The 20174-nt window shown below is 49.1% G+C and carries 14 protein-coding genes and 1 pseudogene; 5 read left to right on the plus strand and 10 right to left on the minus strand.

Annotated elements, in window-relative coordinates:
- Window positions 1-32: 32 nt before the first annotated feature.
- Complete coding sequence (locus WC659_01210; protein MFA4872535.1) at window positions 33-776, minus strand: helix-turn-helix domain-containing protein; 744 nt, start codon at window positions 774-776, stop codon at window positions 33-35.
- A gap of 196 nt (window positions 777-972) precedes the next feature.
- Between WC659_01210 and WC659_01215 the strand changes: the two genes are divergently transcribed.
- Window positions 973-1977, plus strand: coding sequence for a radical SAM protein (locus tag WC659_01215; GenBank protein MFA4872536.1), 1005 nt, complete (start codon window positions 973-975; stop codon window positions 1975-1977).
- A 300-nt stretch (window positions 1978-2277) separates the two neighbouring features.
- On the opposite strand, the gene WC659_01220 is transcribed toward WC659_01215, so the two are convergent.
- Window positions 2278-5178 (minus strand): transglycosylase domain-containing protein, encoded by a 2901-nt coding sequence (locus WC659_01220; GenBank protein ID MFA4872537.1) that lies wholly within the window; start codon window positions 5176-5178, stop codon window positions 2278-2280.
- Between the two features lie 254 nt (window positions 5179-5432).
- On the opposite strand from WC659_01220, the gene tyrS reads away from it, so the two are divergent.
- Window positions 5433-6647, plus strand: coding sequence for a tyrosine--tRNA ligase (gene tyrS, locus WC659_01225; protein ID MFA4872538.1), 1215 nt, complete (start codon window positions 5433-5435; stop codon window positions 6645-6647).
- Between the two features lie 1158 nt (window positions 6648-7805).
- Here the strand turns inward: tyrS and WC659_01230 are convergent.
- A complete protein-coding gene (locus WC659_01230) occupies window positions 7806-8015 on the minus strand; it encodes a hypothetical protein (GenBank protein MFA4872539.1) in 210 nt (69 codons plus the stop codon).
- Window positions 8016-8466: 451 nt separating this feature from the next.
- On the opposite strand from WC659_01230, the gene WC659_01235 reads away from it, so the two are divergent.
- Complete coding sequence (locus WC659_01235; protein ID MFA4872540.1) at window positions 8467-10074, plus strand: hypothetical protein; 1608 nt, start codon at window positions 8467-8469, stop codon at window positions 10072-10074.
- Between the two features lie 82 nt (window positions 10075-10156).
- Here the strand turns inward: WC659_01235 and WC659_01240 are convergent, their stop codons facing one another.
- Together WC659_01240 and WC659_01245 are read right to left on the minus strand one after the other, a co-directional pair.
- Window positions 10157-11089 (minus strand): DUF4931 domain-containing protein, encoded by a 933-nt coding sequence (locus tag WC659_01240; protein ID MFA4872541.1) that lies wholly within the window; start codon window positions 11087-11089, stop codon window positions 10157-10159.
- 17 nt (window positions 11090-11106) lie between these two features.
- Window positions 11107-11832 (minus strand): helix-turn-helix domain-containing protein, encoded by a 726-nt coding sequence (locus WC659_01245; GenBank protein ID MFA4872542.1) that lies wholly within the window; start codon window positions 11830-11832, stop codon window positions 11107-11109.
- Window positions 11833-13484: 1652 nt separating this feature from the next.
- Here WC659_01245 and WC659_01250 point away from each other — a divergent pair.
- A pseudogene (locus WC659_01250) lies at window positions 13485-13712 on the plus strand (PEP-utilizing enzyme).
- A gap of 39 nt (window positions 13713-13751) precedes the next feature.
- Here WC659_01250 and WC659_01255 read toward each other — a convergent pair.
- From WC659_01255 to WC659_01275, 5 genes are all read right to left on the minus strand, one after another.
- Complete coding sequence (locus WC659_01255; protein MFA4872543.1) at window positions 13752-15218, minus strand: glycogen/starch synthase; 1467 nt, start codon at window positions 15216-15218, stop codon at window positions 13752-13754.
- A 22-nt stretch (window positions 15219-15240) separates the two neighbouring features.
- Window positions 15241-16644 (minus strand): UvrB/UvrC motif-containing protein, encoded by a 1404-nt coding sequence (locus WC659_01260; GenBank protein ID MFA4872544.1) that lies wholly within the window; start codon window positions 16642-16644, stop codon window positions 15241-15243.
- Window positions 16645-16660: 16 nt separating this feature from the next.
- Window positions 16661-18163, minus strand: a complete 1503-nt coding sequence (locus tag WC659_01265; GenBank protein ID MFA4872545.1) for a glycogen/starch synthase — start codon at window positions 18161-18163, stop codon at window positions 16661-16663.
- A gap of 11 nt (window positions 18164-18174) precedes the next feature.
- Window positions 18175-18648: a crossover junction endodeoxyribonuclease RuvC gene (gene ruvC / locus WC659_01270; GenBank protein ID MFA4872546.1), complete on the minus strand. Its 474-nt coding sequence runs from the start codon at window positions 18646-18648 to the stop codon at window positions 18175-18177.
- A gap of 146 nt (window positions 18649-18794) precedes the next feature.
- The gene (locus WC659_01275) at window positions 18795-19520 is read right to left on the minus strand and encodes a YebC/PmpR family DNA-binding transcriptional regulator (GenBank protein ID MFA4872547.1); all 726 of its coding nucleotides are present in this window, start codon (window positions 19518-19520) and stop codon (window positions 18795-18797) included.
- A gap of 210 nt (window positions 19521-19730) precedes the next feature.
- Between WC659_01275 and WC659_01280 the strand changes: the two genes are divergently transcribed.
- On the plus strand, window positions 19731-20174 hold the full coding sequence (locus WC659_01280) for a hypothetical protein (protein ID MFA4872548.1): 444 nt from the start codon (window positions 19731-19733) through the stop codon (window positions 20172-20174).

Raw genomic sequence — 20174 nt, forward strand, 5'->3', positions numbered from 1 at the left:
ACCAGCCAACCATTGTTCATCGTGATATAGCATTATGTTAATGCATTCCACATTAGTTCAAATGCTGATCGTTGCATCTCATTAATTTCTTTGCTTTCAATAATAACACCCATAAAATTTTCTCGGTATGAGACGAGCGCCACTTTATTAGCGTAAATTTCAGTATCAGCGTTGAAAATAAAGTTTTTGCTTGTAATAATTTTAATCTCTCGTAGATCCTTCAAGCTCGACGTTTCCCAATCTCGAGCTGCTTGAGAGTCGTATGCAATAGCACGCAGTCTTATTTTTTTCCTCACTCGTTCTCCTACATACCATCGGTAATATTCATAGGGCATGAGCTGATAAAAATTTGTAAGGCCTGTGTAGCTCAGGATAGTACCACCATCAAGGGTACAATCGAGTGTATCTTGATAGAGTTCTTTCATTCCACCCATACCTTCGTAGTATGTAATTCTCGGTTTTTGTGGGAGTACGTTATGAACCGCACGTAGTTCAGGCAAGAGATTCTCGATAGCCCTCTTTTGTTCATCAACATTCCGCCCGAGCTGTCTCACGTCCTCGATGAAATAGAACCGTTTCTTCCCTTGAATGCCTGTTTTGATAAATCCCTCGCGGATCATTTCGGGAAGCAAGTTGTATACAGTCGTTCTCTTCAAGGACGATTTTTTTGCAATATCAATTACCGACCCCTTCCCAAGTTCAAGAAGTGCCACATACATCAGCGCTTTTTTATCCGAGAATCCAATATCTTGCAACGATTTTTTCAATGATGTCATAAATGTCTACTAAAGTGGACATTTATATTTTGCCCTGTGTATGTAAAAAAGTCAAATAAATCTAGTATAAAATATTATTATAAGTCAGATAATTATAATGTTTATTGTTTTTTTGTCTAGTTCTAATAGACTAAATAAAGTCAAAAAACAACTCAGGAATTCATTTATAGTACATTAACAAAAGAAAGGAACAAATATGATCAAAACTTTTGATGATATTCTATTCCCACTCCAAATGAGATGGGAATATGCACTGGGAAATGTTGCTTCGGATAGCCGCGGTGAGTTTGATAAAAAGCAATTTAATGAGCGCGCGCCACGCCTCTATCCTGGCTTTAATCACGTTGCGCCACATCCTCGTATCGGTGTCATGAACTTAATGATACCAGTGGGATGTAATGCCACTTGTCCAAATATCTGCTATACGGATATTGGAAAGCGGAGGCGTACCACAGAGCATTTGACGTTTCGCCAGATTCTCGGACTTCTGGAACAATTCCGCTCTTTAGGCGGAAAACTTGTACGAATCGTGGGCGATGGCGAGCCGGTTCTGTATCGAGAACTCCCTCAACTTTGCCAATGGGTATGGGAGAAGGGGTTGAATCTTGTTATATTCTCGAATGGGGTTCTTATGCCGCAGTCGATGCTACAGGAGTATGAGCGAGGTAATTTGTACTTCTACATTAAACTCTGGAGTGAGAGAATAGATGTACAAAAGGCGATGGTTGCTCCAAAGATTCCATATCGTTATCAGGATGGTGATATTGGACTAGCACCTTCTTCCTTTTATCAACTTTACGAAATTGATTTATCAAGAGTTGGTTTTCAAGTAATGTTCTCCTCACTGAATGAGGAGGATGCGTGGCGGATTGTACAAGGACCCAAAAGCAAGCTCCCGCTCTTAGTGGAGAATTTTATAGCTCAAGGAGCTGGCGCAGGACACACCGAACTCACTCCGAGAGTGGTATCGCCGGCAACAAAAGCATGCACACAGCCAGAGAGGAGCTCTTATTTATGCGTCGTTAATTCTTGTGGCCGATTACAGGCGGGGACATTTGTTCCTGAGGGTGCCATCCCTATTATTGGGCAACTGACTGATGTGTGGAGTTCAATTTTCACCTCGCATGAGCCTTTCTTCGAGGCAAGATATCCGGCAGAACCTGGATGCTTCTGTGAACGATTCCGTTCACAACACCGTTGAGAAAATGTAAGTCGGAATGATTGATATCCTCGTGAATCATTCCGACTCCTTTTTGTAAGCGAGCGTTGGTTCTGCACCGAAGAAGAGGCACGTGCCGCCGGCTGGAGGAGGGCAAAAGATTGTCCGAATTAAATTAAGCCCCGCATTTTAGTGGCGTACACTGGCCCCTGTTCTGGCGAAAAAGGAATTAAAAAAGCAGGAGTGACGAAAGATCACATCCCCTGCTTTTTCGAGCTCACGAAGCCTTTTGTGGCTTCATTTTTAAACACTTTATTGTGTTATCTAAACTTTGCATGCGATTTACGGAACAATTTCGATATCGATGGTATTGCCTTCGGTGACCGTGCCGTCGGTGTGGGTGAGCACCGCGGAAAGGCGGTAGCGGCCGAGGCTGGGCGCTTCTTCCCAGATGAGACTCGAGCGCTCGCCTTGCGTGTTGGCAACGCCTAAGAATATAGTTTGATTGGTGGCGAGATTGCGCAGATACAGGTCAACTTTGGCAATCGTCGCATCGCCTCGCCCGGTAAGCACGATCGGCTGGGGGTATGCGTTCGCCTGCAGGGAAGCGCCTGGTGCGGGTTTCACCCATTCGATGGCAGATGTGCCAGTGTTGCGCGCTACGGTAATGGGAACGCTCACCATGCGGCTGTTGTCGATGTCGTCAAACGCAGTCACGGTGAGATTATACGCGCCGTCTCCTAAAGCCCGGAGCGGCACTGCGGCAGTGAAGGGCGGAGATTTGAGTGTGGCAAGCAGCTGATTGTTCACGCTCACCTCAATGCGGCTTAATCCCCGCGGCGCCGAGGCATTTGCCGCGACCGTCACCTCCTGTCCCGTCACTGTGGTGCGTTCGCTCGGGCTATTGACAGTTAATGTGGGGCGGTTTGTTTCCGTATGGAGGTCATCGTATGCGATGGGCGGCGTAATGGTGGAGGGCGTAAAGCCATTTGCGGCAGCCCAGCGCTGTACCGCCTCTTCCCAAGTGTAGTATTGGGGATCATCAAGTGGGTTCGTGGGTGTGGGGCCTAAAGGATCGCTCTTGTTTACATAGTGGAGGATGTTGTGCACCGCGCCCGTGCGGTATTCCATAATGAAGGAAGCAGGCGTGAGGTCGGTCGCAAGTTTTCCTGAGGCGCGGTCAATGCGGATGAGTGTATCGCCTTCCACCCTGCCGTTGAGCATGGGTTTTTGGGGAAGTGAAAGGGGGTCTGGTTGTGGGAATTGCTCAATGGGCGCCTTCTCCAGTGCGCGCTTCATGAACGTGTTCCAAATTGGCGCAGCCACCACAGATCCGTCCGCGCCTTTCTTCATGCTGGTGAAATCGTTATTCCCCACCCATACGCCTGCGGCAAGCGAAGGAGTAAAGCCGATGGTCCATGCGTCCCGGAAATCGTTGGTCGTGCCGGTCTTCGCGGCCACCGGCCGGTCGCCCAGCTGCAGTTTGCTCTGCGCCCCAAACATGAACGTGCGCGCATTATTATCCGACATGATATTGGTGACTTGAAGCGCTACCTGTTTTGGCACAACTTCTCTTCCCTCATCTTGGGCCGCTTTCCAGATTGTTTTCCCGTCCTTGTCTTGGATAGCGAGCAGCGCAATCGGCGTATGGTATATGCCGCCTTGGCCAAGCGAGGACAGGGCTGCGGTATGTTCCAGAAGTTTTATCTCTCCCCCGCCCAAGACCAGCGACAAGCCGAAGCGGGAGCGGTCAGAGAGTGTGGTATATCCCATTTTTTCAGCTTGAGTAAGCACTTGATCCACTCCGGCAAGGTACAGGGCTTTTACCGCAGGCGTGTTGAGGGATCCGGCAAGCGCGGTGCGGATGGATACTGGCCCGCGCTCCTTGCCGTCATAGTCGTGCGGCGCGTAGTCTTTTTCAATGTCAGTTTTGAATACCGTATCCACATCGAAAAGGATGGTATCAGGGGAATAGCCGCCCCGTGTAAGAAGTGTCGCGTATACAATGGGTTTGAATGATGACCCCGGTTGGCGCGGGGAGAGCACGACATTGAAATTCCCGTCATGTTTCGTGTCAAAATAGTCGCGCGATCCCACCATAGCGAGTATTTCGCCGTTTGTGGCATTCATGGCAATCATTGCGGCGTTCGTCGCTTTAAAATCTTTTTCATTCCTTTTCACGCCTTCGGTGACCGCTTCCTCGGCTATTTTTTGGAGTTTGAGATCAAGCGTGGTCACGACTTTTAAGCCGCCTTGCTGGACCTGTATTTCTCCATAGCGTTCGGTCAATAGCTCCCGTATAAACATCACGAAGTGAGGAGCGGTGATGGCGTCCTTGAATGGCTGAAACGCGATTTTTTCTTTTTTTGCGGCTTCTGCATCCTCTTTGCTGATATAGCCTTGTTCCGCCATCTGGCCGAGGAGGTATTGCTGCGCGGTAAAAAGTTCTTTCGTGTGGGTGCCGTACGGCGAGTAGTAGGTGGGGGCTTTGGGGATGACCGCAAGCGCTGCAGCCTCGGCAAGCGACACGTCGTGCGCCGATTTGCCGAAATAGGTCTTCGCCGCAGCCTCGATTCCGTAGTTTGAGCCGCCATAGGGAATCTCATTCAGGTACATCTCGAGAATTTTGTCTTTCGTAAAGGCATGCTCCATGCGCCACGTGAGCACCACTTCCTTGATTTTGCGCGTGAATGTTTTTTCGTTCGTGAGCACTGCATTTTTTACGAATTGCTGGGTGAGTGTGCTGCCGCCGCCTCCTGAGGGGCCGAGGTTTACCACATAGCGGAATACAGAACGCACAATGCCGCGGATGGAAATACCCTGATGGTTATAGAAATTGCGGTCCTCCCGCACGATCGTCGCCCATTTCAGGTATTCCGGAATTTCATTGAGGGCAATGGGAGTCCGTTTTTCGTCTGAATACAGCTCATAGAGCACGGTGGCGCCGGTGCGGTCATAGATTTTGGTTGAAAGGGGCGTAGGGCGTTCAATGATGCCGGTAGTGCTCGGCAGTCCTCGGGTAAGCCAAAACAGCGCGCCCGCCGTTGCGGGCAGCGCAATAAGCGTAGTGATAATGATTGCGCGAAGCGCTTTCTTTTTTATGCCGCGGTGGGGCAGGTGCGGGGTGCGGGAAGCGCGGCGCGGCGCAAGAGCTACCGTATGGTCGCGGTAGCCGCGCCAAGAACGGGGCGATTGAGTGCGTTGGAGAGGAGGGATGGGCATGTTAAGAAAATCAAAATGCAAAATTCAAAACTCAAAATAGGGATATTCCGTCCCGCCTTGGCGGGATTCCATAATTTTAATTTTTGGTCTCTGGTTTTTGAATTTTTGCTCCTCTAGCCATTATACCAGATGTCGGCTACAATGGTGACAGGCTTACTTAGGCGCCTAAAAAATAACATATCCAGCCATCTGCGTCATGCCAGATGAAAATAAGGACAAACCTTTGAAATAAGTGAAATGTTATTTTTTTAAGCGCCCTTATTTATCATCTCATTATGGAGGCGCGAAGCGCAAAATCTAAAGAGGATATAAAAGAACTTCTTGACCGCGGCACTGCGGATGTCATTGACCGGAACCATATTGCGGGAAGGCTTTCAGAGGACAAAAAATTGAGGGTGAAGCTTGGGATTGACCCTTCAGGCACTGATTTGCACTTGGGGCATGCCGTCGTGGTGCGCAAATTGAGGCAATTCCAGCTCCGCGGCCATACGGTGGTGCTGATCATCGGCGATTGGACCGCGCGGATAGGCGACCCGTCAGGAAGGAAGGAAACGCGGCCACAGCTTACCCCACAAGAAGTGAAAGCAAATGCGGAAAAGTATCTTTCCCAATTGTCGCTCATTCTTGATTTAAATAAGGTAGAGGTGCGGTGGCAGAGCGAGTGGTATAATACGTTCACGCTGCAGACTGTTATCGAGCTTGCGGCAAAATTTACCGTACAACAACTCCTGCAGCGGGATGATTTTAAGGAGAGGATAAAGGCGGGTATTGATGTGCGCTATCATGAGCCGCTCTATTGCCTCCTTCAGGGTTATGATTCGGTTGCGGTAAAGGCTGATCTTGAACTTGGCGGCAATGATCAGCTCTTTAATCTTCTCAAAGGGCGCGAGGTGCAGGAGTGGTATAAGCAACCGATGCAGGATGTGCTCACCATGCCGCTCCTCATAGGACTCGATGGCGCACAGAAGATGGGCAAGAGCCTTAAGAATTACATCGCGCTTGCGGATGCGCCCCGTGAGATGTATGGGAAAATCATGTCGCTGCCCGATGATCTCATCATCCATTATTTCACGCTTACCACCGATCTTCCCTTTCTCGAAGTCCGAACCATGGAAGAGCAGTTAAAGAAAGGAAAAGTAAATCCGCGGGATCTCAAATCGCGCTTAGCCCGCGAAGTTATCACGCTCTATCATGGCGCCGCGCGCGCCCAAGAAGCCGAGGTAGAATTCGTACGAGTGTTCCGTAATCATGAATTGCCGGAAGATATGACAGAAGTCGCGCTCATGGGCGAGGAGTGGCGGCCTGATGCATTGCTCATGGCGCTGCATTTAGTGTCAAGCAAGGCGGAAGCGCAGCGCGTGATCGGGCAGAAAGGGATGAAATGCGCAGGTGTGATAATTAAAGACTGGAAGCAGGTCGTCACCGTGAAGGATGGCGATGTGGTACAGGTGGGGAAGCGCCGATGCGCAAGGGTGAAGATTTCAAAGTGAAATTATATATTTGCAAAGAAAGAAATTTTGTGTTATACTATCATTATCTATAATAAAAACAAATAAAAGAAACAATGAAGGAAGATAAGACCGCGAACTTCATTGTGCGTGACATTTATAGGGAGAAATCATGCCATCCTTTGTTTTATTATCCCTTTCCTTACCGTATTCGGTAGGAATTTTTATTTTAAAGGTCTTTGCTTTAACAGTTTAAAATATAAAAATAAAAACTATGACAAATTCAAAACTTTTTTTACGTGTTTTTTTCCTTGCGGCTGCGATTGCCGCAGGAGCAATCATGAATCAGTATAGCGCACCGGGTGGGTACGAGAATACCCTTGTGAGTTCCCCGTCTCAGGTTGTGGCGTCACGCAGAGATTGCGTGCGTGCTTCGCTTGACGGCCAGCCACTGGTGAACGGCATTGATCACGAGCTTGCTATTCCGTCATTTGTGGGATCGCGGCGACTCTCCTATGCTGACCCGGGCGCAAGCCAATACATTGCCAAGGCGCAGGATTATGAGGTGCTTGATTTTTATCACGATCGGATGAACGCACTTTGTTGGACAGTGCGCGACTATAGCCATAACCGAGTAGTGTATGAACGGGGTGATGATAGGTTGCAGCTATCCCTGCTCACAAATCCTGTTTCCGGAAAGACTGTCATTGATTATCAGGTCATTACTCCTACGCGCGTACTAGGCGAGGCTGCGGTAAGGGCGGCTCAAGACGCACCACCTCCGCCATCCACTACTCCTCCTCCTGGTGATAGTTATCAACCCCCTCCCTCTACTACGCCACCTCCTGGCGATTACACTCCTCCACCTACTACTCCACCTCCATCTGGTTCAGGGTCATGTTCAGGAGGACAAGTATGGTGTCCTAGTTCGAGCGGTTCCGGCGGTTGGTGCCAAAATTCTCCCTGCCCTGCTCCTCCACCGCCCTCGTCCGGTATGGGATCTTGTTTTAGTGGACAGGTTTGGTGTACTCAAAATGGTGGTGGTTGGTGCCAGATACCGCCGTGTCCTTCCTCAACACCGCCTACGAGTACCACCTGTTCTGGCGAATACCAGCAGACTGGCAGTACGTACCCGATGTGTAATTATTCCAAGTGTCCCAATGGGTGCAATTACGGATCGGACGGATGCCCCAATAGCTGTTATAGTTCCATGTCATCTTCATGCCCTTCCGGCCAATATTGGTGCAATGGCGCTTGTATAGCAAATAGCAGCTCATGTACATCTTCGTCAAGTTCAAACTCATGCACGAATGGCATGACATGGTGTACAAGTACGAGCGGTTCCGGCGGGTGGTGCCAGTATCCACCTTGCCCGTCTTCAGCCCCTCCTTCGAGCAGTACAACCTGCACCGGCAGTTACCAGCAACCTGGCGTTTCCTATGCCTCATGTAATTATTCTACGTGCCCTAACGGATGCGATTGGGGATCGAATGGGTGCCCCAGCGGTTGCTACACCCCTTGCCCTTCGGGACAATATAGGTGTAACGGAAGTTGTATTTCGAGCAATTCATATTGTGCACCCAGCGGCGGCTCCGGAGGTATGATGGATCAGAGCTCATGCACCAATTCTGGAGGATTGTGGTGCCAACCAACCACTGCGCCCCATTGTCACCCTGGTCCCAACCCAGGCTCCTGCGAACCAGATACTCCCGGTGGATACACGAGCTGTGCCACGGGACAATATATGTGCAATGGCTCCTGTATTGCCAGCAACGCTCCATGCAGCCCAAGTTCATGGCCTTCAGATTCAACAAGCTGTATGAGCTCTGGAAAATACTGGTGTACCCCGAGTACTGGCGGTATGAGTTGGTGTCAATCAAGCCCCTGCACCGCTTCCACATCATCAACGGGTGGCGCGTGTTCAGGCGGTCAAGTAAGGTGCACGAGTTCCACTGGTTCAGGCGGGTGGTGCCAGATACCGCCCTGTCCGAGCACTGCCACCTCTTCCGCATGCCCTTCTGGGCAGTACTGGTGTCCGCAAACAAATGGTTGTCTCAGTAATTCACAACCGTGCGCAGTTACTAATACTAACACTAATACTTATCAACCTACTCCCGCGCCTACGGTGAAGTGCGGTCAGTGCCAAGTGGCACAAGGGGGGAAATGTGAGAAGGCGCCGGTGGGCACCCTGGATCCGCTCTGCAATGGAGGCCAATGCGACCAGTATGGAGGGTGCGTGCAGTTAAGCGGCGGGAGGAAATTGGTAGGCGACGGCGCCATCTGCGGCGACCGATGGTGCAATGTGGAGAAAGGTGAAAATAAAGAAAATTGTCCTGCTGAGTGTACGAACGAAGCGAAACGGTCACCGCAACCAGTGCAGTATCAACCAACGAAGCCGCAGCAGATGCAACCGCAAGGACAATTTCAGCCTCCCTCCCAATCTGGTCAGTATCAAGGGCAGTATCCTGAAGGCCGGTATCAACAAGGTCCTGGAACCGCGACCGGACTGGAGAAGATGAATGGGTTTGATGAAGAGCAAGAAAAGCAAAGGCAGGAACAGCAGTTCAAGATGATGAAACAAAACCTCAAACAATTCAGTAAAGAAATCACCAATATGCAGAAAAAGGTGAAACAGATGGAGTCGCGTTTGAAAAAACTCGGGGTAGGGATACCACCGGAGCTTGTCACGGCGCTCGCAGAAGCGCCCGCAGCGGTGAAAGCGCTTGAGAAAGCGTCCACCTTTGAAGAAGTAGAAGAAGGCATTGGCGCCGCAGAGGATATTGCGATGGTGTTGCAGGAGTGGGGCCCGAAATTGGGAGAGATTGAGCGATTTGCCACTATGCTCAAACAAATTGACAAGGACGTGAAGAGTATGGCAAGCACGGTCAAACGCCTTCAGGCGAGCGCGAAGCGGAAGCCAGAACTTCAGGGGCCTGTCGCCGAACTTGAAGCGACATGGAGTGCCATGCAGGGATCTGCCGTCGAGGCGAAAGCGCTTGCCAAGTCCGATCCTGAATCTGGCCAAGAGAAACTGGACTCATTCTATGACAGCACGGAAGAGTTCTGGAATCAGGTATCCTACATTGACATGGTGAGCAATGTGAGCAAAGGCCTTGCGAAAGCAAAAACAGAGCTCTCACGTGCAGACCGCAGGGTAGCGGCATTGGCGAAGAAAAAAGGCATTGATCCTGACGCGGTGGCTCAAGCGAAGGCTATCGTCGTGAACATGAAGGATCTTTATAATGAGCTCAAGGGGCTTATTTCCGCAAAGCCAATCGATTACGAAGCAGTGGGCGCTTCTGCGGAGGAATTTTGGGATGTGATGCAAGAATTTGAAAATATGATGGCCGCGTATGGAGACCGTACATATATGCCGAAGGTAAGCACAGGAAAAGGCGTGAACGTAGTGATACCAGAAGGATTTATCATGCAGAATACTTATTCCTCTCCTGCGCCACAAACTCCGTAAATTTAACCGCATTGCGTGCTGAGTGGTTCCCGTAAAAAGAGAGCGCATCGTGCGCTCTCTTTTGATAATACAATATAGAATATTAAGAACGATAATACCGCGCGGCGGATTCGGGGGAGACCGTGTTGATAATGAGGCGCGAGCCGAGCTCGATACCCGCCCAGATATCGCGGCGTGGGGCGATGCGCAAATAAAAGTGCTCTTCTTTATCGGTGATCGCTTGGTGGAGATAGAAGTTGTAGGAAATTTGCAGGGCGTTCACCTTCTTAATGATGCGTTTGGTAAACGCGGCAAGCGAGTGAAGTTCTTGCACATTAAGCTGGGTAATGTTATCAAGGTGCCTGCGCGGCATGATCCATACCTCGTAATTATAGATAGACGCCCAGGGTGCAAACGCGACCATGTGCGCGTCAGAGAAGATGCGGCGCGGCCCCTTCTCTTCTTTCTTGATGAGTTTATCATAATAACAGGTACCGTGCGCGATGCGGTATTCTTGCCCTTTGGTGAGCTTGTCAATGATGTGGGGCGGCAAGAATCCCGTGGCGAAAATCTGGGAATGCGCGTGCACGAGAGAGGCGCCGGCCTTGCCGCCGTGGTTTTTGAAGATGAGGATGTATTTTATTTTTCTGTCGCGGGAAAGCGCGCGGGTTCGTGCGATATAGGTTTCGAAAATGTGCATGATATGCGCATCCGGCAGTTCGCCGATTTCCACATTATGCTCTGGCGTCTCCACCACCACTTCCTGGGTGCCATAGGCATTGGGATTCGCGGGGGATACCACCGGGAATTTATTTTTGACTACCTTAACGAGCCATGACGGCTTTTTCCCGCGCGCGGGATTCGCCACGGTATAGATGCCTTTCGCGCGCATGAGCGGGTCCTGGCAGAAGGGGCACTCGCGCGAGGATACAGGCACTTCCGTTGGCTGCACGTCGTGGGGGCGTTTGCCGCGCTTAGGCGCGATAATCACGAAACGGTCATGGATGGGATCGGTGCGAATTTCAGATTTGATCATAAGATCAGTATGACATTTCATGTCGCTTTTTGCCAGATGTACTCAAACATTGCGCGCTGGATCGCGGCGAGTTCTTTGCTTTCTATAACTACGGCAATGTAGTCATTCACGAATGAGAAGAGGGCTATTTTATTACCAAAGATCGCCATCATGCCATGGTAATTAAATTCAGGTGGAATAAGTTTAACCACACGAAGCTCCTCTTGACCGAGACGTTGGCGTTCGCGCGCTTTCGGTGAATCCCGTAGTATAACGCGGGCAAGGATTCTTTCTGCTGCGCGGCGTTTTACGAAATTTGGATAGTAGTCGCCAAGCGCTGCGAACAAATCGTCAGCCGAACTGAAGGCACAGATTTCTTTGTTGCCTTGCAGTACCTCTTCAAAAACCTGTTCCATCCCCTTCTTCCCCTGAAAAAAACGCACTTGCGGCCTCTCGCGCGTAAGACCATAGAGCGCCTCGAGTTGGGGGAGGGCTTCTTTCAGCGTGTTTGCCCGCCGCTGCGCCAGTTCAGCAATCTTTTTCGGTTCTTCCACGCTGTAGTAGCGTGTTTTTTTCTTAATATAACTTGAGGCGATCCCCTGGTTTTTTAATGACTCTAATACGTCATAGCACGTAGGGCGCGGAATTTCCGCCTTTCTCGCAATTGTATTCACGGGTGATGATCCCAATTCAAGCGTGGCGAGGTACACCCGAGCCTGTTTTTCTGTGAGACCAAAATTTTGGAGAACTTTTGCTATGTTCATACTTTCAAATTTTCATGGTTCTCCCCATAAAAAGGGGGAGATTATAGAGGGGGTGTCATGGCGTATTCACGTTATAATCATATCCGTCGGTCTTTCCGACGACTAACTAATGTAATTATTTTAGCTTAAATTAAGCTATTTATCAAGTTTACTAATTCTACGTGTCGGAGTTATAGACGGGTTGTGTGTGGATTCTATAATAAATGGATAATATAATCCATAAATTCAAATCGTTCATTTAAACTTCGGAGGTACAATAATGATAGGCAAGGTTGTATTTTTCGTGCGACACCTACCGGTGGAGGGGGAAAATTTAGGGGGTCTCAAGGACCCTCACAACATTAGTGCCTCACTCTCAGATGACGGGAAGAAACAAATTCCAAGAATAGTTGAGTTCTTCCGTCATTTTCAAACTACTTTAGTAGTAGCGGGAGACGCACCACGTTACCTCGAGGTGGCAAAACCGATCTCACGAGAGTTCGGTATCCCATTACAGATTAATTCCCGACTAATACAGAGTAGTGGGAATAAGAGGCCTACGGGAGCAGAGCGAGTGGTAAGGTTGATCAGTTTGAGGAAAATTATCCTGAGACTGATTGAAGACTTACCCGATCGAACAATAGTTGTAACAGGCAACATCTATATTCAAAGCCTCTTCTTTGGTGAGGATATCACCATTGAAGAGGTCGAAAGAAAAGGAGAGTTATATCGCACTAAACCTGGGTGCGGTGTAATCTATATGGCAGGATTACTCCTGCCATTCGAGATTTGAAAATTTGCCTGACTGGTGATGACGCTCAATTTCACCAGTCAGGCAGAGCGATACTTCTAATTTGACTATGAAATCGATTGAAGAAACACAGTGGCACTTTAGCGTGAAACGTCCGATTTACCTCTTGGATGCATCGTTAATCTTAACCAGTGATATTCACGAACTTCGGCAATATGCAGGGAAAGCATACTCTCATTCCTTTGTGGTCATCGAAGATGGGCTTGGTAGTTATTATGCACCATATAATGAAGTAAACGAACAAATACATTATCTCACGCAAGATATTACTCAAGCACAAAATATCATTTCTCTCTTTTCACAGAGTAGATCGAGGCTCGAACAGTACCTTAAGAAAATAATTGAGGAAGTTGAACTCGGTCATTATTCACCAATTCATTTACAATACCTTTTTGATAAATATCGTCATTTTGTTCCCTTTCGGATTGTCACGAGGGTTGTGGGGTATCGGGAAGATTTACCTGATGCATTCATTGAGCAGGCGGCACAAGCGCGTATGCAGTTTAAAGAAGCGTGGACAGTATTACGAGAAGAGTTGGAGAGATTGTGGGTTTCTCTTGCCCGCTTGCGTGGTTTTTCTGAACATATTCTTAAAGCGCATACGTGCCAAGAGTGTTTGTGGTTGTTTGAGAATTTACCTGCACAGAGTGCGCGGGTGAGGAACGAGGTGCGAAGAAGAAAGATCGTCCTCTATCGCACGAGATGGAAAGAAATGGTTGTGGTGGGGAAAGAAGCGGAGAGATTTCTTAAAGCAGCATTGCGAGAAGAGCCCGACAAAGAAACTGCTTGTGTTATTAGTGGTCGAGTGGCTTGTCAGGGATATGCGCAAGGGGAGGTGAAAGTTATTTTTCAATCAAAAGGAGTTAAAATTGAGAAACCGTTTATTCTCGTGACTTCAATGACAACGCCGGATTTTGTTCCTTTATTGAAGTATGCACAGGCGATAGTTACGGATGAGGGTGGGCTTACTTGTCATGCCGCGATTATTTCCCGGGAGTTCAATATCCCATGCGTCATTGGCACGAAAATCGCCACCAAAGTATTACGGGACGGCGATTCTGTCGAAGTTGACGCTTGGAAAGGTGTAGTAAGTAAACTCACTGAGTGGGATCGTGATTGATTATTAACACTACGATTTGATTATATCTTGGTAAAGTTCAATGTATTCGTTGGCAGAATGTTTCCAGGAGAAGTTTTGGGTCATATCATTGGCGCGTAGTCTAGATATAACTTGAGGCTGTTCTTGGTAGATGCTGAGTGCTGTTTCGATGCTTTTTATAAGAGCAGCCGTACTATACTCATTACATACAAATCCAGTAGCTCCGATTGTTTGAAAATTGAAAATTGAAAATTGAAAATTTTTCACCGTGTCTTTGAGGCCTCCTACCGCTGTGGCTATAGGAATCGTGCCGTAGCGCATGGCGATCATTTGCCCCAACCCGCAGGGCTCGAAGCGCGATGGCATGAGGAAGAAGTCGCCCGCAGCATAAAGGAGGTGCGCCAAGGGTTCGTCAAAACGTTCGGCAAATCGGAATTTGTCAGGGAATTGCGCGGCGAGCTTGTTAAGTTCAGCGGCATATTTTTTATCTCCGGTGGCCAGAATGATGCACTGCATATCGCGGGCAGGCAGGAGTTTTTGTAACGCCGGGATGAGTATGTCAAAACCTTTCTGCTCGGTGAGGCGGGAGACCATGACCACTAGCGGGCCGGCCGCATTGAGCGGTAATTGCAATGCTGTTTGCGCTTGTTTTTTTAATGCTATTTTCGCAGCGCTTATTTTTTTTGGTGCATTGAAATGCGTGGTGAGAAATTGGTCAGTGGCGGGATTCCAATAATCTGTATCAATGCCGTTCAAGATGCCTATGGGCGGGTGCGGGAGGTTTTTTAGGTTTGTGTCGAGTCCTTGGCCGTTTGCAGGCGTGGTAATTTCCTGCGCATACGTCGGGCTTACTGTTGAGATGCGGTCTGCGGCGTGAAGCGCGGAAGCGAGGAAATTTATTTTAGTTGATTTGTGGGGATGCGGTGTGAGCGCATCGGTAATAGTATCGCCAAATGCACGGCGCACCTCAATATGTGGGTGAATTCCCTGATATGCAAGATTATGAATAGTAAATAATGTGCGTATTTGTTTTTGTGTTTTTATAATCACTGGCAGCGCGCCCGTCTGCCAGTCATGGCAATGAATAATGTCTGGTTTCCAATTGAGCGATTTAATCAGTTCAGGAATGGCGCGGGAAAAGAGGCCGAAACGGTTAAGCTCGGCATTGCTGCCGCCTGATGACGCATCAGTCTCGAGGTATATGCCGCCGTTGCCAAAATATTGCGGATGGTCGAGGAGATAGACCGGTACATCGCTTCCCGGAAGATTGGTTTGCCGGACGACTATTGACTGTTTTTCTCCGTTGAAGGGAACGGATAGCGCTTCTGTCTCTTGAGAAGAGAATTTTTTATCGTCAATCACGTCATATTTCGGGAGTGCGATGCGGACATCGATGCCAAGCGTACGCAGCGCTTTCGGGAGCGACCCCGCCACGTCGGCAAGTCCGCCCACCTTGGCAAGCGGCGCGCACTCTGATGCGACGAAGAGAATTTTCATATTCTATATTCGCGATTACTCCTTATCCTTCCCACTCTTTATCGCCCTCGGCTGAGGGTTTGGGCGCCGCGATGTCGGCCGCATAACGGTTCAGCTCTGCGATACGGTCGCGGATTTGCGCCGCGCGTTCAAATTCCTGGCGTGCCGCAACCGCGTGCATTTCGCTTTCGAGTTTCTTTACCATTTTCTCAATTTCTTTCCGGGGAAGCTGGGGGATTTGCGCATCAGTGCGCTGGCGGATATCTTCGTCTTCGTTGTGGGAAAGTTCGTCTACGAGCCCAGAGCGCTGCCAATCAAAGGCGGTAAAGATAATAGTATGGTAGAGATGCTTGGCATTTTCCTTTGTTTTGTCGGTCACTTTTGGCGTTTTCAGAATAGCATTATAGAGCTCTTTGGCGCCGCGTTCGATCATTTCAATGGACCACCATGGCTTTGCCGATGCCCACCAGTATTGGTCAGAATGCAGCGCCTTATCAAGCGTATCCCGTGCCGCCGGATATCCCGGGTCATTGTGCGCAGCGTTATTGACCGTTTTAATCGCAAGGCGGGTGAGTTTCCATTGGAGCGTATGTATTGAATTGTCCTTGTCGTCCCATCGCGCAAACGGCACCTTGCGTTCCAAATCTTTTTCCATGAGCGCCCAGGTGGACGGCTGCGGGGAGACGGTAGTGCGGTGTGAAAAATATTTCGGCAGATCGGAAATAAAAACCGTGGTGAGCTTCGGGGAACGGTAGATTTCAAACAGCAGCTGCTCAAGGCCTGGCCGGTGGTGGCCAAAGGTCTCGCCGTCCATGGCAGTGAGCAGATATTCATTGCGTTTCAGGCGTTCTCCCAGCGATTCAATCAGGAGGTTTCCGGTGCCTACTTGCCCTGAAAGGATCACCCAGCTCATGCGGCGCTCGCGGAAGTAGATGTTGAAATTTTCTAATCCCTCGATGGTGTAAAGGTGGGTATAGTCCAAGGTGCGGCCGCGCGGGAACGAAAGCTCGTCCGCGATAATCCACTCAAACCCGAGTTCCTGCACGGTGCGCGCCACCTCGAGCGAAAACGCCATTTCGGGAGGGAAGAATCCGCGCGGGCGGTAGAGTTCTCCGAAATATTTTTTATGCGTTTCATTATTAAGTTCGATTTGCCGCACCATCTCCTCCTTGGGGAGGAATGGGAGGAGCGGATGGTATTTTGCCGAACCGGTCAATTCAAGCTGGCCTCGCGCAAGGAGGGTGCGGACATCTTCGATTACCTCATCCTCGCCGCACTCATCCCAGTGCTCGACCAACACCCCGTTGATGTTGACTGTCAATTTTGCCTCAGGCGCAGTTTTGAGTTCGTGAAAAATTTTTCGGTATGATTCTGCGGTTACGCGTTTAATCCAATGAGGTTTCTGCGTGGGAGGTTGGTAGAGATGGAGAAAATTAGCCCAGTACATAGGGAGAGTAATAAGTTTATAAGTGTCCCGCGGGGCGGGTCTTGATCGCATGTTGATGCAAGACAAGCGCCTTGCGGTATACTTTTACATATTTTTTTGCAGGCAATACCCACGAATACACCTGCTGCATGCCGTTGCTCACAAGATTATGCCAAGATGCGGGGTAGCGGTAATTTACATGCGCCCGCGTGACTGCCACGAGCAGGTCGCGTGAGTCATAGGTGCGGAAGGTGAAGCCGTTTCCTTTGCCGGTGCGCGGATTGAAATCAACAACCGTGTCACGCAATCCGCCCACCGAGTGTACGATGGGTATCGATCCATAGCGGAGCGAGATAAGCTGTCCCAAACCGCAGGGTTCGAAGCGCGAGGGCATAAGAAACATATCTGATCCCGCGTAAACCTTTGTGGTGTTGATGGTATCAAATTCAAGATGTACTGCGACTTTAGTGGCATGTCGTTTGCGGATGCGATCGAAGAATTTTTCATACGCTTTATCGCCTGCGCCAAGAATTACCAGCTGCAGGTCAAGGCGCAAGAGCGGCTCCATAATTTCGATAAGCAGTTCGAGCCCTTTTTGTTCGGAGAGCCGCGAAATGAGGGTATAGAGCGGGGTGCGGGGAGCCACAGGGAGAGAGAGCCAGCGCTGAAGTTCGCGTTTATTCACCCCTTTCATCTGCAGCGAGTCCGTATCATAGTTTTGCCATAAACCAGGATCTGTTTTTGGATTATAGTCTTGATAATCAATGCCATTAATGATTCCGACCAGGCGCTGTTTGCGGCTTGCGAGGGTGCGGTGCAGGTCCTCTCCGTATTCTTTGGTCAGAATTTCTTCCGCATACCATTCAGATACGGTCGTGATGATGTCCGCATAGCGCAGCGCGCGTTTGGTGAAGTTGACGTATTGAAATGTGGGATCAGTGGGGTCAGGGAGTGGCGTATTTCCTGGGTCTTTAAGCTCCAGCGGAATTTCCCACCAGTTATGTGCGCATTGGAATGCGAGATTATGGATCGTGAAGACGCTCGCGGTAGTTGAAAAGAATTCATCGTGCGCATAATCGGTCTGGAGCAGATAAGGGATTAATCCGGTATGCCAATCGTGGCAGTGGATGATGTCAGGGCGCACATTGATAATTTTCAGCGCCGCAAGCACGCAACGGTTAAAAAGCGCAAAATGTGCATTGCCATGATGCGGGTTGTAGACCGCATGTTCAAGGATCGCGTCTTCAAGCCCTTCCGCGGCAATTGCATAGACGGGGATGCCGCCCTCAAGGGCGCTTACCCAGAGGTCAAACGTGAGTTCACGGGAGCCATACCGCACGTTGCATTTGGTCTTCACAGGAGTGAAGCGGTGCGTGGTGCGGTCAATAATGCGGTAAAGGGGGATAAAGATGGTTACCTTATGGCCGAGGGAGGCGAGCGCTTTGGGAAGCGCGCGCGCCACGTCCGCAAGCCCTCCTGTTTTTATGAAGGGATCTACTTCTGATGCTACGCTGCATATCGCGAGTTTTTGTAATGGCATGGAAATGCGTGTTATTTCGGGCGATTGCACATTCCGCACCATGCGATTGCGACTGCGTCGGCAGCGTCATCAGGCCTGGGAGGCTCGTCGAGGTGGAATATGAGGGTAAGCATTTTTTGCACTTGGCGTTTATCCGCGCTGCCGCTTCCTGTAACTGCCCGTTTTATTTCAAGGGGAGTGAATTCAAAGATGGGGATATTCAATTCCGCAAGCGTGGTAATGAGCGCGCCGCGCGCTTCGCCCACTACCATGGCGGTTTTCGCGTTTGTCTGAAAGTACAGTTTTTCAATGGCCGCGCGATGGGGGCGTTGGGCAGTGATGAGTTTTTGAAGCCCCTTGCGCAAGATAAGCAGCCGCGTTGCCGTAGGCTGGTGAGGCTTGGTGGTAATGCACCCCCAGCGGATATTTTCCACCACTCCTCTTTGAGAGGAAATGAACGCGTAGCCGGTCGTGGCGAGGCCGGGATCGATACCTAATATAATCATAATTCAAAATGCAAAATTCAAAATATCCCGCTTTTCGGGATCCCGCAGATTTTAAAACTACGGCAATTTAAGGTGCGGGACATAATTATGGAATCCCGCGAAGCGGGATGATATTCCTTCATTTTGACTTTTGACTTTTGCATTATTTACGCGGCGTTGGTCACCACCTCATCCACTTCATCTATTGCCTCGAGGTCTGCGATTAAATTATCCAGTTTGCGTCCGGTATCCTGATCGGCCACGGGGACAGTCACCGTAGGCTCGAGTCCGATCCCCATTTCAGTAATGGCAATATGGCGCCTCTCCAGCGCGTCCTTCACACGCTCCAGTGAATGCGGGTCTGTAGTGAGGATGAGCGATTCCGCATGCTCTTCCACATCGAGGCTTCCTGCATCAATCGCCGCAAGTTCCAATTCCTCTTGCGCTTCTTTGGTGGGCGGCAGCGGTACCAGTACATGTCCCCGCAGCGCAAATTGCCATGCGACTGCATTAGGGCCCGCGAGCGAGGCAGCGTGTTTATGGAGCACTGCTTTCAGAGCGCCCACGACACGGTTCCGATTATCGGTGGTGGCGGTGATCACCAGTCCCACGCCTCCCGGCCCAATCACTTCAAGCTGCATTTGTTCGAGGGCGGCATCGCCTTCGTTTTTCTGCGCCCGCGCAATGGCGCGTTCAATATTCTCTTTCGGCATGTTCGCCGCGCGCGCTTTTTCAATCGCTATGCGAAGTTTGAAATTTATTTCTGGATTAGGCCCTCCCTGCCGCGCGGCCATGGTGACCGTGTTTGCAAGTTTGGTAAATTGCGTGCCCCGTTTTTGGTCAGTAACACCTTTTTGCCTCTTTATAGTAGACCATTTTGAGTGTCGTGACATGGCATTATCATATCAAAAATTAGCGAAATTTCAAGGTATACATGATTATAGGAGTTTGCTACAATGAATGTAGCTGTGTACAGATTACGAGAAGAAAAAATTTTTATTTATGCGGGGTATTAAAAGAGGTTAAAAAATAGAATTGTATGAAATACCTTTTTTTCAAAGGTTGGTGGAAAAATACTTTATAAATTTTTATTATTTTTTGGTTTGGCTTTTTTAATTTTGATAATAATAGGATTCGTTGTATTACAGACAAAAAATAAGGTGACATTGGATCAAGAATTTATATTAAAACCCGGAGAAAAAGTTATGATAGTGGATAATATAAAAAGGACTTATGAAGTTAACTTTATTGAAATCCAACTCCTGGGTATCGAAGAAAAATCTACAGATGAAAAAAGTAAAGAAATCTGTCGACAGCTTAATACTTGCACCTCGGGGTTTGACTACAAAGCTCATCTGAAAATTTTTGGTCATAATAATAAAGTTGTAGAAGTTACACTAGATATGTTGGCAAATATTGATGCGCCAGTACTAACCACTGGTAGTGGATCGATGGAACGAGTGGCCAGCCCTATACTTCTAGAATTCTTAGAGCTTAAACAAGATTATGCCAAAATAATAATAAAAGATCCTTATCAATTTAAATAA

The organism is Patescibacteria group bacterium, from assembly GCA_041645165.1.
Taxonomy (GTDB): Bacteria; Patescibacteriota; Patescibacteriia; order 2-02-FULL-49-11; family 2-02-FULL-49-11; genus 2-02-FULL-49-11.

Bases quoted from the DNA above. Each gene is read 5' to 3' on its own strand.
- WC659_01210 (MFA4872535.1), bottom strand. From the start codon at position 776: ATGACATCATTGAAAAAATCGTTGCAAGATATTGGATTCTCGGATAAA.
- WC659_01245 (MFA4872542.1), bottom strand. From the start codon at position 11,832: ATGAACATAGCAAAAGTTCTCCAAAATTTTGGTCTCACAGAAAAACAG.
- WC659_01265 (MFA4872545.1), bottom strand. From the start codon at position 18,163: ATGCCATTACAAAAACTCGCGATATGCAGCGTAGCATCAGAAGTAGAT.
- WC659_01260 (MFA4872544.1), bottom strand. From the start codon at position 16,644: ATGTACTGGGCTAATTTTCTCCATCTCTACCAACCTCCCACGCAGAAA.
- ruvC (MFA4872546.1), bottom strand. From the start codon at position 18,648: ATGATTATATTAGGTATCGATCCCGGCCTCGCCACGACCGGCTACGCG.
- WC659_01275 (MFA4872547.1), bottom strand. From the start codon at position 19,520: ATGTCACGACACTCAAAATGGTCTACTATAAAGAGGCAAAAAGGTGTT.
- tyrS (MFA4872538.1), top strand. From the start codon at position 5,433: ATGGAGGCGCGAAGCGCAAAATCTAAAGAGGATATAAAAGAACTTCTT.
- WC659_01235 (MFA4872540.1), top strand. From the start codon at position 8,467: ATGAGTTGGTGTCAATCAAGCCCCTGCACCGCTTCCACATCATCAACG.
- WC659_01255 (MFA4872543.1), bottom strand. From the start codon at position 15,218: ATGAAAATTCTCTTCGTCGCATCAGAGTGCGCGCCGCTTGCCAAGGTG.
- WC659_01215 (MFA4872536.1), top strand. From the start codon at position 973: ATGATCAAAACTTTTGATGATATTCTATTCCCACTCCAAATGAGATGG.
- WC659_01240 (MFA4872541.1), bottom strand. From the start codon at position 11,089: ATGATCAAATCTGAAATTCGCACCGATCCCATCCATGACCGTTTCGTG.